At 63.4% G+C, this 11,997-nt stretch carries 10 protein-coding genes; 1 reads left to right on the forward strand and 9 read right to left on the reverse strand.

The window, feature by feature from the left end:
• From trbL to MOV74_RS17785, 8 genes are all read right to left on the reverse strand, one after another.
• On the reverse strand, positions 1 to 871 hold an 871-nt coding region (gene trbL / locus MOV74_RS17750; protein WP_246924989.1), incomplete at its 3' end, for a P-type conjugative transfer protein TrbL.
• Positions 872 to 882: 11 nt separating this feature from the next.
• Positions 883 to 1,635 carry a P-type conjugative transfer protein TrbJ gene (gene trbJ, locus MOV74_RS17755; protein WP_246924992.1) on the reverse strand — a complete coding sequence of 251 codons (753 nt, stop codon included), beginning with the start codon at positions 1,633 to 1,635 and terminating at the stop codon, positions 883 to 885.
• Positions 1,636 to 1,662: 27 nt separating this feature from the next.
• Entirely contained in the window at positions 1,663 to 4,233 is a 2,571-nt protein-coding gene (gene trbE / locus MOV74_RS17760) for a conjugal transfer protein TrbE (RefSeq protein WP_246924995.1), read from the reverse strand.
• Positions 4,227 to 4,484, reverse strand: coding sequence for a VirB3 family type IV secretion system protein (locus MOV74_RS17765; RefSeq protein WP_246924998.1), 258 nt, complete (start codon positions 4,482 to 4,484; stop codon positions 4,227 to 4,229). Before MOV74_RS17765 ends, trbE begins: the two co-directional genes overlap by 7 nt.
• Complete coding sequence (locus tag MOV74_RS17770) at positions 4,484 to 4,780, reverse strand: TrbC/VirB2 family protein (protein WP_246925016.1); 297 nt, start codon at positions 4,778 to 4,780, stop codon at positions 4,484 to 4,486. The genes MOV74_RS17765 and MOV74_RS17770 overlap by 1 nt, the downstream gene beginning before the upstream one ends.
• A gap of 90 nt (positions 4,781 to 4,870) precedes the next feature.
• Positions 4,871 to 5,854: a P-type conjugative transfer ATPase TrbB gene (trbB, locus tag MOV74_RS17775; RefSeq protein ID WP_246925001.1), complete on the reverse strand. Its 984-nt coding sequence runs from the start codon at positions 5,852 to 5,854 to the stop codon at positions 4,871 to 4,873.
• Positions 5,847 to 6,398, reverse strand: a complete 552-nt coding sequence (locus MOV74_RS17780; protein ID WP_246925004.1) for a CopG family transcriptional regulator — start codon at positions 6,396 to 6,398, stop codon at positions 5,847 to 5,849. The genes trbB and MOV74_RS17780 overlap by 8 nt, the downstream gene beginning before the upstream one ends.
• An 11-nt stretch (positions 6,399 to 6,409) precedes the next feature.
• Positions 6,410 to 8,437: a conjugal transfer protein TraG gene (locus MOV74_RS17785; RefSeq protein ID WP_246925007.1), complete on the reverse strand. Its 2,028-nt coding sequence runs from the start codon at positions 8,435 to 8,437 to the stop codon at positions 6,410 to 6,412.
• A 328-nt stretch (positions 8,438 to 8,765) separates the two neighbouring features.
• Here MOV74_RS17785 and MOV74_RS17790 point away from each other — a divergent pair, with 328 nt between their 5' ends.
• On the forward strand, positions 8,766 to 10,199 hold the full coding sequence (locus tag MOV74_RS17790) for a GSU2403 family nucleotidyltransferase fold protein (RefSeq protein ID WP_246925010.1): 1,434 nt from the start codon (positions 8,766 to 8,768) through the stop codon (positions 10,197 to 10,199).
• A gap of 8 nt (positions 10,200 to 10,207) precedes the next feature.
• On the opposite strand, the gene rlxS is transcribed toward MOV74_RS17790, so the two are convergent.
• Positions 10,208 to 11,997: relaxase/mobilization nuclease RlxS (gene rlxS, locus MOV74_RS17795; RefSeq protein ID WP_246925012.1), on the reverse strand; the 1,790-nt coding region annotated here is incomplete at its 5' end.

Consider the following 11,997-nt stretch of genomic DNA (forward strand, 5'->3'; position numbering starts at 1 on the left):
CGGCGGCCGCTCCGCCGCCAATCACGACAGCAGCCGCGCCCGCCACCGTTCCGGCAGCTGCACCGGCGCCAAGCTGGGGCGCGCCAGAGACCAATCCGGCCGCGATTCCTGGGCCGAAGATGCCAAGGCCAAACAGCGAGAGCGCCGCCAGCAACAGGCTCATGGCCGACACAATGTCGACCGGGCGCGTCAACGTGCTCGCGAGCTGACCGAAGATGGTCGAGCCGATGCCGATAATGATCGCAAGAACCATCACCTTGACCCCTGAGGCGACCACGTTGCCGAGGGTCTTTTCCGCAAGGAACGCGGTCTTTCCCCACAGCGCGAACGGCACGAGAATGAAGCTTGCGAGCGTCGTCAGTTTGAACTCGATCAGCGTGACGAAGAGCTGCACCGAGAGGACGAAGAAAGCGAGCACGATCAGGATCCAGCAGAACAGCAGGATCAGGATCGTCGGCAGGTTTGTCAGGACATCAAAGCCCGAGAATTGCCCGGTCTCCTCCAGAAGAGGATGAGCGGCCGTAAACCCGGCGGAAGCGACAAAGCCTGGCCGCGCCAGGTCCGCGGCGCTCAAGCTCCCGCCGGCCGCCTTCAGACCGATACTGGAGAAGGACGCAAAGACGATATCGGCAAAGCTCTTGAAGTTGCCGATGATGAACGCGAACGCGCCGACATAGAGCACCTTCTTGGCGAGCGTGACCATGATGTGGTCGTCGGCGCGCATGCTCCAGGCAAGTCCGGCAAGCGTCAGGTCGATGCCGATCAACGAGGAGCTCAGGAATGAGACATCGCCCGACAGGAGCCCGAAGCCGGAATCGATGTAGCGCGAGAATGTCTCGGTGAAGCGGTCAATGACGGAGAGATCAGCCATGGCGCCCTCACCTACTTTCCACCGGCGTAGGCATGGCCATCGCCGATGAAGCGGTTAAAGCGCTCCTTCGCAGCGGCAGACGACGCTTGCTGTTCAGCCGCCCGCAACGTGTCCGCGCGCGCCTGGGTTGCCAGGAGAGCCTGGGTCTGCAACGACTGCTTGATCTGGAGGCCGAGCAGCTCATTGCCGGATTGTTGAGCTTGCAGGGAACCCACTGCAGCGGACGAATTCGCCATCAGCGTTCGAAGCGTCTGGCCATCCTGGTCTAGAGAGCTGACGATCGCCGATTGGATGGCAAGCGACTGCTTCAGTCCGTCGTAGCTGTTATCCCAGCGCGACGTCGCGTCCAGAACCATCTTGTCGGACGAGGTGGCCGCCGCATATTGGCGAGGATACAGGCGCTCAAAATCCTGCTGGGTCTTCTGAACGTCGAATGAGAGGTTTTTAGCCTGAGCAATCAAGCCATTCATCTGAGTGATGGTCGAAGTGAGCTGACCGACCACACTCGTGGGCAAGCTCGCGAGATGCTTGGACTGATTGAGCAGCGACTGCGCCTGGTTTTCCAGGCTCCTGATCTGATTGTTGATCTGATCAAGAGCACGTGCGGCAGTCAGTAGATTTTGACTGTAGTTCGTCGGATCAAAGACGATATCGAACGCTCCGAGCCGTCGCGACCCGTTCACGGCAATGACGAAAGATAGTAGCGTCGCGATGACAATTCTTGAGGTTGTACCCGTAAGCGCGCGGCCGAAACGTTCGAGCATGGAAGACTCCGGTGATTGAGGTTGAGGTCAGGCCTCGTGGGCTTGTTCGAAGGTGCTGATGAGATTGGCTGCCCAGTGCATGTCTCGCTCGGCGAGATAGCGCTTGGCAAAGTGATGGGGACCGGAGCGGGCCAGGACGGCGTCGATCGCTCGCTGGTCCTCGGGCGAGGATGCCGCGACCAGGGCGAGCGCCACCGGTCCGAGGCCGAGTTCGAACAGGCGATTGCCGGCGCGGGACTGCAGATAATAGTCGCGCTTGGGAAACGCTTCCGCGATCAGGCTGATTTGAGTCTCGTTCAAGCCAAACCGGCGATAGGTCTCTGTCTGGGTCGGCTCCAGCGCACGCGGGTTCGGCAGGAATATGCGGCTTGGACAGGACTCGATGATCGCGGGCGCAATCTGGCTGTCGGCGATATCGGCAAGCGACTGGGTCGCAAAAATAACCGAGACGTTCTTCTTGCGCAGCGTCTTCAGCCATTCGCGAATGCGGCTCGCGAACAGCGGGTCGTCCAGAAACACCCAGGCCTCATCCAGCACAAGAAGCGTGGGCCGGCCGTCGAAGCGGTCTTCAAGGGTGTGGAAAAGATAGGTCAGGACGGGCGCCACCAGGCCGGGCAACGCCATCAGCTCTTCCATCTCGAAGGTGAGCACGTCCGCCCCGGAAAGGCGGTCTGCATCCGCATCCAGGAAGCGCCCGTAAGGTCCTTCGAGCGTGTAGGGCTGCAATGCCTGCCGCAGCGCGTCGCGGGCAAGCAGCGCGACGAGTCCGGTCATTGTCCGCTGTGAGACGGGCGCAGACCCGAGGCTCCGCAGCGCCGACCAGAGCGTCTCCTTGACCTCGGGCGTCAAGGTCACGCGCTCATGGGCGAGCACGTCGCAGAGCCAGTCGAGCGCCCAGAGCCGAGCGCCCTCCTCAGCGACATCCTTGAGCGGCTGAAAGGCGATGCCACCCTTGGCACCTAGCTCGTACCACGCCCCCGACAGCGCCAGCGTGGTGGCCCGTGCCGACCGGCCCTTGTCAAACGTGATCAGCTGCGCGTTCGGATAGCGCCGGAATTGAAGCGCCAGCATCGACAGCAGGACCGACTTGCCGGCGCCCGTGGGACCTACAATGATAGTGTGCCCGACGTCGCCGGCGTGGAGCGACAACCGGAACGGTGTCGCGCCCTTGGTCTTGGCAATCAGAAGCGGCGGTCCATCAAGGTGCTCGCAGCGCTCGGGTCCAGCCCATACCGCCGACAATGGGCACATATGGGCGAGGTTCAGGGTGTGAACGATCGGCTGGCGGATATTGGCATAGGCTTGGCCCGGCAGGCCTCCGAGCCAGGCCTCAACCGCATTGACGCTCTCGCGGATCGCGGTGAAACCACGGCTATTGATCACTCGCTCGACCGCGCGGATCCTCTCGTCCGCTTGATGCGAGTCGTCGTCGCTTACCGTGACGGTCGTGGTGATGTAGCCGAAGGCGACCAGATCGTCGCCAAGTTCGGAGAGCGCCGCGTCGGCGTCGAGCGCCTTGTTGCTCGCGTCGGTGTCGAGCAGCGCGGCCTGCTCGTTGAACATGACTTCTTTGAGGATCGCAGCAAGCGACTTCCGCTTGGCAAACCATTGCCGCCGGTAGCGCGACAGCGTCGCGTTGGCCTGGGTTCGATCGAGTGGAATAAACCGCGTGGCCCAGCGGTAGGCAACGCCAAGCCGGTTCAGTTCATCAAGCAGGCCAGGAAACGTGACATGCGGAAAGCCAAGGACAGTCAGTACGCGCAGATGGCTCCGCCCGATCGCCGGGGACAATCCACCGGTCAACGGCTCATCGCTCAAGAAGCAATCGAGATAGGCTGGTATCTTGGGAACGCTGACCGGGTGACGCTTGGTCGAGACGCAGCTATGAAGATAGGTGAGCGTCTCCTTATCGTTGAGGGGCCAGATCTCGGGCAAGACTGACGAGAGCAGATCGATCGCCCGGTCGGTTTCCTGGACGAACCTCTGAAGATGATCGCGATAGCCTTTCTCGTTGCTGTCAAATCTCTGCTGCTCGTCAATCTCGCCGTCCTGGATGTCGCCTTGCGGAGGGCGCTCGACCGATTGGCCGCGACGAACGCGCTTCCCCTTCCCGCCAGTGCTATGCCTCTCCTTGGGGCGCTCGAGAAATAGGCCTTCGAGGCGCGAGACCGTTTCGGCAGGCGGCAGGTACATCAAGGTCAGATGCAGCACGCTCTCGAAATGCTGCCCACCGGGGCGCGACGGATCCTCCCACGCCACCCCAGCGGCGCCGGAGAACGCGGCCCGCCGCTCTTCATCCACCAGCCAGGACACCGCATCGGGGAATTCCGACCGCGGATATTCGCCAGTTGGAATGCGCGTGGCATCAAAGAAGAGAGCCCAGCCCGACCCGAAACGCTTCAAGACGTTGTTGACGCGTGAAGTGACGCTCATCAGTTCGGCCTCGGTGGCACTGTCGAGGTCCGGCCCGCGGTAGCGTATCGTCCGCTGAAAACTGCCATCCTTATTGAGGATGACGCCTGGAGCGACCAGGCAAGCCCATGGCAACCAATCCGCCAGCCGATAGGCATCGCCGCGGAATTCTCTCAGGTTCAGCATGCGAGCCGCCCTTTGTGCTTGGTGTGACGGATGGCGACCTCGACAAAGGCCGGGTCGCGTTTGGCGAGCCAAACGGCCGCGCTGTGGCCGATGACCCAGAGCACGAGGCCAGCCAGCCAGAGCCGCAGGCCGAGCGCCAGCACGGCGGAGAGTGTCCCGATGAGGATGGCGGCGGCACGCGGCGCGCCGCCGATCAGGATGGGCTCGGTCAATGAGCGGTGAAGCACGAGTTCAAAACCTTCAGCGCGCATCAGATCAGTGCTCCGCCACCGAACGAGAAGAACGACAGGAAGAAGGAGCTCGCGGCGAAAGCGATCGAGAGGCCGAACACGACCTGGACCATCTTGCGAAACCCGCCTGAGGTGTCGCCAAAGGCCAGCGAGATGCCGGTCACAGTGATGATGATGACAGCGACGATCTTGGCGACGGGTCCCTGCACGGATTCCAGGACGCGTTCGAGCGGGGCTTCCCACGGCATGCCAGAACCCGCGGCGCGCGCCGCCGAGACGCTGAGGAGCATGCAGGCCGAGGCCGCGCCGAGCTCCATCAAGGGAAGCCCGCGGATCGAGCAGAAGCCACGCAGGCGCGAATGCACGTTTAGGCGCAGTCGTATTGACATATTGCAGTCTCCTTCAGGTCAGGGGCGATGGGAGGTGTTTGGGAGTCCGGGCGGGGTCTCGAGCAGGTAGTCGCCTGACGGATCGAGGCCTTTGAGCTCGGCGACGGCCTCAACGCGCCGTGCCGGGCCCCGCCCTTTGATGAAGACGATCAGGTCGATTGCCTCGGCTATCAGCCGGCGCGGGACTGTTGCGACCGCTTCCTGGATGAGCTGCTCGATCCGGTAGAGTGCAGCGCGTGCCGAGTTGGCATGGACCGTGGCTATCCCGCCGGGGTGGCCTGTATTCCAGGCCTTGAGCATATCGAGGGCTTCGGCGCCTCGGACCTCACCAACGATGATGCGGTCTGGCCGCAAGCGCAGCGTGGAACGAACAAGATCGGCAAGGCTCGCCACTCCTGGCTTGGTCCGGAGCGTCACGGCATCCTTGGCATCGCAGCGCAGCTCACGGGTATCCTCGATGATCACCACCCGCTCTTCGAGGCCGGCGATCTCGGCAAGAAGCGCATTGGCAAGCGTCGTCTTGCCCGAGCCGGTGCCGCCGGCGATCAGGATGCTGCGCGCCTCGGTGACCGCAGCGGTCAGCACTTTTGCCATCAATGGCGAAGCAATCTGCGCCTTGACATAGTCGGACAGACGGAACGTCGTCGTTGCGGGCTTGCGGATCGCAAAGCACGGCGCAAGCGAAACTGGCGGCAAGACACCTTCAAAGCGCTCGCCGGTTTCGGGCAGTTCAGCCGAGACGATGGGAGAGGAACCGCTCGCTTCCGCCCGCACATGGCTGGCGACTAGACGGATGATCCGCTCGGACTCCTGCGGCGTCAGAACGACACCGGTATCAGCGCGGCCCGTCCCATGCCGGTCAAGCCAAAGCCTTCCATCGGGATTGACCATGACCTCGACGACATCAGGTTCTTCCAGGGCGAGCGCGATTGCAGGTCCCATCGCGGTCCGCAGCATGCCGCGGCGCCGTTCGCGAGTTTCTGGCGAGAGGAGATCAGACATTGCCGACCTCCTCTCGCCCTGCCGGAGAATGCTCCGGCGGCTTGCCCGCCGCTTCCTGCGCGCGGGATCCGATATCGCTGGATTGGGCAGCGCCCAGAGGAGCGCCCTCCTCGAGGTTCCGCGTGAACAGATCCGGCTTCGAGGCGCTGACGCGGTCCATGACGTCGGCGACAAGGCGGCCGCCGGAGGCGACGCGTTTGCCGACCTGGGCGACAAACATCTCGAATCGCTCGCGTCCCAGAGCACGCGCTGCGTCCTGGTCTTGGGAAGGCAATGGCGGGGTGATGGTCAGGTAGTAGCGGATGAAGAGCGCAATGGTCTCCGCCAGGACGCTCACGTCACGGTCGGCCCGTTCCAGTTGCCGGCTCATCCGGTCCAGCCTTCGGATCAGCGCCGCATCGCCGCTCGTGTCCCGCTCAGGGTTGAGGAAGCGATCAAGCGCAGCCTCGACAATGGCTGACTTGTTGGCTCCGGGACGTTTGGCTGCGAGCTCAAGCCGTTGCGCAACGCTATCGCTGACATAGGCCGACAGTTTCGGTTTCATCGGGGGGCTCTTCAGAATGAGGGGAGAAGATCGTCGTCGTCGCGGGTGACGGCATGGGCGCGGCGTACGGCGCTTGAGGCGCTTGCGGCCTTCTGCATCTGGTTGCGGTCGGCGGCGACGTCGGACTCGTCGTCGAGCAATCGCTCCTCGAAGGCGCGAGGCTCGTTCGTCGCGGGCGCCGCCTCGTCGAACAACGGCAATTGCTGCTTGAGGCCGCCCTCCTCGCCGCCCGCCTGCATGAGCTCGCGATATGGCAGGGTCGCAAGGCGAAGGTCGGTGGTGCGCACTTCGCCGTGCCAATCATCAAGGCGGACCGGCGGCCGGTCGGCATATTCGTTGCCTGCCAAGGACGGTGCCTTGCGCAGACGACTGACGAAGTTTGCGTCCTCATAGTGCCGCAGCTTGATCGCCCGGACCGGTGCAAGCCCCGACACCAGCACGATGGCCTGGTTGGGCGGAAGCTGCATCACTTCGCCCGGCGTCAGCAAAGGACGCGCGGTCTCCTGACGGCTGACCATGACATGGCCAAGCCAGGGAGCCAGCCGATGGCCGGCATAGTTGCGCTGCGCCCGCAGTTCGGTCGCGGTGCCGAGCGCGTCCGAGATCCGCTTGGCGGTGCGCTCGTCATTGGCAGCAAAGGCAATGCGGACATGGCAATTGTCCAGGATCGCATTGTTCTCGCCATACGCCTTTGCGATCTGGTTGAGCGACTGTGCGATCAGATAAGCGCGAATGCCATAGCCGGCCATGAACGCGAGCGCGCTTTCGAAGAAGTCGAGCCGCCCAAGGGCAGGAAACTCATCGAGCATCATCAGGAGCTGGCGGTGCGTACGGTCTCCTGCCTTGGTATTCAGCGTCTCGGTCAGCCGGCGACCGATCTGGTTGAGGATCAGCCTGATCAGCGGCTTGGTGCGGCTGATGTCCGACGGCGGAACGACGAGATAGAGCGTGACTGGCTTGTCGGCGCTGACGAGGTCGGCGATGCGCCAATCACAATGTTCGGTGTTTCGGCTGACGACGGGATCGCGGTAGAGCCCGAGAAAGCTCACGGCGGTCGACAGAACGCCTGAGCGTTCGTTTTCAGACTTGTTGAGCAGCTCTCGCGCGGTCGCGGCGACGACGGGATGCACCTTCGGCTCCGCCTCGGTGCCGAGATGATTGGTCGCCAGCATGATCCGAAGCGTCTTTTCAAAGGACTGCGCCGGATCAGCCAGGATCTCGGTGACCCGAGTGAGCGTCTTTCTCTCCTCCGCATAGAGAACGTGGAGAATGACGCCGACCAGCAGCGAATGACTGGTCTTTTCCCAATGGGTTCGGCGTTCGAGCGCCCCTTCGGGGTCGACCAGGATGTCGGCGATGTTCTGGACGTCGCGGACTTCGGCCGCCCCTTTACGCACTTCGAGCAGCGGATTGTAGCGGGCGCTCCGCGAGTCCGTGGGATTGAACAGGAGGCAATGCGAGAACGTCGAGCGCCAGCCGGAGGTCAACTCCCAGTTTTCGCCCTTGATGTCGTGCACCACCGCAGATGACGTCCACGAAAGCAATGTAGGCAACACCAGTCCAACGCCCTTGCCCGACCGGGTCGGCGCAAAACACATGACGTGTTCCGGTCCGTCGTGGCGCAGATAGTTGTTCTCGAGGCGCCCCAGGAAAACGCCCTTGGACGCGAACAGGCCAGCCGCCTTGATCTCCTTTGGCGTGGCCCATCGTGCCGAACCATAGGTGGTCACCAACTGGCTCTGGCGCGCGCGCCACACCGAATTGACGATCGCAAAGAGCGCGCCCGCGAGGCCGCCGCCGGCGGCGATGGCTCCGCCCTCCTCGAAGATCTCGGGCGCATAGGCTTCAAAGGCAAACCACCATTCGAACAATCGCCAAGGCAGATAGACGGGGTAGCCGACGATCAGAAGCCAGGGTTCGCCAAGGCGCTGCTGATAGCCGAGAGCCGCAGCGGTCCATTGCGTTGCGCCCCAGGTCGAGACCACGACGATGCCGAGCACGACGGCGATCTGGCCGACATAGATTTTTGCTGGAAACATCCGGCTCGCCCCACTTGCTCACGCGACGTGAGCGGCGCGATGAAAGGGGCGGATGCGCTTTGCGTTCAATCGAAATAAAAATCGCATCCGGGAAGCGGGAGCAACGTTCGTCAGGCGCACGACGGCGAGAAAGATCTGCATCCAGTCTCAGCGAGGATGATCCAGCGCTTCAACAGAAGGTGAGCTATCGGCTCAAACTGGATGATCCTTGACGCGCCCAGGAGGCTGCGGGACGCAGGTCAGCGACGGAACCAGCCAAACGGCCAATTGATGGGCCGGACGCGCCGACTCGGCTTCAAACTCAGGGTTAATTCTCGTTATACTCATTTTGCAGAGTGAGTATAAGCCGGCTGGACGCCGGGTTCCGCGCCTGTTATACTCAATCCGCGAACTGAGTATAAATGCGGAACCGACCATGCCCGCCCCTTCCCTGATTGCCCAGACGACCTATGCCGAGCTGCTGGAGCGTACCGCCAACGCGGCTTTCCAGGAGGCCTTCGCTGACGACGGCTCGTTCACGGCCAAGAGCATCAATGGCCGCAAATATTGGTACTTTCAGACCGGTACCGGCATTGAGCGGTCCCAGCGCTATGTCGGCCCGGAGACGCCCGAACTCCTGGAGCGCATCGCCCACCACAAGGAGGTTCGCGAGGACGAACGCGAGCGCCGCGCGCTCGTGTCTACCCTTGTCCGCTCGTTCAGTTTTCCTCGCCCCCTTCCCGAGATCGGCGATGTGATCGCGGCACTCGCCAAGGCCGGCGTGTTTCGGCTCCGCGGCGTGCTCGTTGGAACGATCGCCTACCAGGCCTATGGCGCCATGCTCGGCGTTCGCCTCTCCTCCGGCTCGCTGCAGACCGGCGACGTCGACATTGCCCAGTTCAAGAACGTTTCGGTGGCTGTCGAGGACTCGACGCCCCCTGTTCTGGACGTGCTGAAGGAAGTGGACAAATCCTTTCGCGCCGTCCCTCACGTATCTGATGGCCGGCGCGTGACCAGCTATGCCGCCAAAGGCGGCTTGCGCGTCGACTTTCTCACGCCGCACGAGGGCAAGGAGACCGGCCGCCCTCAAAAGCTGCCCGCCCTGAACACGGATGCCCAGCCGCTGCGCTTCCTGGATTTCCTGATCCGCGATCCCGAGCCCGCGGTCATCCTGCATGGCGCGGGCATCTACGTGCACGTGCCGGCCCCGGCGCGCTATGCCGTCCACAAGCTCATCGTCTCCCGCAGGCGCCCGGAGGGGTTTGCGAAACGCGACAAGGACCTGCAGCAGTCCGAGGCCTTGTTCGCGGCTCTGGTTGAAAAGCGCCCCCATGAGCTGAAATCGGCCTGGGAGGAAGCGCATGGCCGCGGCCCCAAATGGCGCCAGTTGATGCTCGAGGGGCTTGCCTTGCTCTCGGCCACCCTTCGGGACGCAGTGCTCAAGACTATTGGCACACCTCGCTCGATCATTCCGGGCATCGAACTTTCCTTCGACAATCCCCCCGCTCGCTATGATTTCAGCCGCGACGTCGTGACGTTCCAGGGCCAGGCGCTCGGCGGCGCGGTCAATTGCGCAGTCAGCCGCGAAGCGCTCGACGACCATTTCGGCGCCGATGGTCTCGGACAAGAGGGTCGGGTGGAAGCGTTCCTCAAGAATAGATCGAAGATCGAGGAGATCGCGCGCGCCAAATACCTCTCCGCTCCGGTGGACGAGCCCGGTGCCGTCCTGGTCAAAACCTCCGACGCCGAGAGTTTTGCGAGACGAGCCCCCAAGCGAAAGTAAGTCCCCCGTCATCGTCCGATCCCACGCTTGATGCCGATCGACCACGATATACCCTCCCCGCCGGCCTGACCGGTGACCAATTGCCCGCGCGCTCGCTCCAGCACCGGCCGCCACGGCACCAGCGCGAACTCATGGGATCGCTCGATCAGCGCGAACCGCCCGCTGTTCAGCGTCAGCATGCGCCGGTAGACGCCCTCGATCTTGTCACCGGCCTTGACGTCGACATGTTCAAGGCCGGTGCGCGCGGATATCTCGGCCGCAGTCCTCGCGAGCTCCCGCGCCTCGAGCGTCTCGAGCATGTTCTGGGCAAAACGCATCTGGCCGCCTTCCTCTCGCGCCAGCCCCTGCTCGATCAGCCATTGCCGTCTTGTTCGAAGCGCCGTCTCCACCTCCGCCCCAAAGCCGGTCGATGCGAGCCCATCGGGCTCCTTCCTAACAAGCTTGCGGTCGAGCCAGGTGGCGCCCAGCGCCTGCGGCAGATCCTCGAGCCGTTGCCATGACAGCACCGCGGCCCGCACCGGATTGCGCGTTTGCTGGAGTTTCTCGTATTCAAGCGCCCGGTCCAGATAATCCCGTCCTACGCTCCAGCTGCCATCGGCGAGCCGGCTGACCATTCCTTCCCGCCGCATCGCCTCCAGGCGACGTACGTGGGATCCGACAAATTCGCCGGATGCTTGCGGATCGAATTCCCGATGCAAGCGGTCGCTGTAGATGCCGCCATGGCGGGCGGCGATCTCTGCAATCGTGCGATCGATCGCGCGCGGCTCGGCGACGCGCGACCGGAGCTCCAGGATCATGTTCCGGACAGGCGGTTCGTCGTTAGCACGAAGGATACCAAGCTCCGCATAGTGCATCCGCCCGTCCACCCCATCGATCACGACATAGCGGCGCTCCGTCAGCTCATCGGCAAAGCCCTCGCCAATGACCCGCCCGACCAGGCGACGATCGCTTCGTTCCGGATCGAAGATCGCGTAGTTGCCGACCGCCCGCGTAACTCCTGCCGCGGCCATCTCGCGGTGCAGGGTCTTGATGATGTCGCCGCGTTCGCCCATGCGTCTGAGCCTGGGCTCTAGCTCCGGGTTGATCTGCCACCGGCCGGGCTTGCTCTCCTCGGCCAAGCCCATGCGTTCCAAGGTTCGCAGCCGTCCGATCCGCGCTGTTTGCCAGGCAGGCTCCCGTCCAGACAACGCGCCTAGTTCGAGAACACCGTCCGGCGCATCTCGCAGGATACTGCGGTCAAGCCGCGTGAGCCGCTCGGCCGTGATCTCCTGCTGAAGCTTGCGCGCAACCTCGATCTCCGTTTCAGGGCCGAGCTCTCGCGTGATGAGTTCCGCAGCCCGTGACCGAAAGCCGTGAGCGATATAGTCGCGTGCGATGACGAGGTCATTTCCTTGGTCATCCTGGCCGCGCAGCACGATGTGGGTATGGGGATGGCCGGTGTTGAAATGATCGGCGGCAACCCAGTCGAGCTTGGTGCCTAGATCCTGCTCCATCTGCCGCATGAGGTCGCGGACGAAGGGTTTCAGGTCCGCCAGCTCAGCGCTGTCCTCTGGCGCCACGATAAACCGGAATTGGTGGCGGTCGCCGGCGCTGCGTTCCGTAAAGCTCTTGCCATCGGCGCAGTCACTGCTGGCATCGTAAAGCTCCCCCGGCTCGCCCTCGCGCGTGACGCCGTCGCGCTGGACGTAGCGGAGGTGAGCTCGCACGGCCCCTAGGTCGCCTGACTTGATCCGCACGATCCGAGCCTTTACCACGACGCGGCGCTGCCCCTGGCCTCGGCCCTGCCCGGCCAGCACTG

The sequence above is a fragment of the Bradyrhizobium sp. SHOUNA76 genome, from assembly GCF_023006445.1.
Taxonomy (GTDB): Bacteria; Pseudomonadota; Alphaproteobacteria; order Rhizobiales; family Xanthobacteraceae; genus Bradyrhizobium.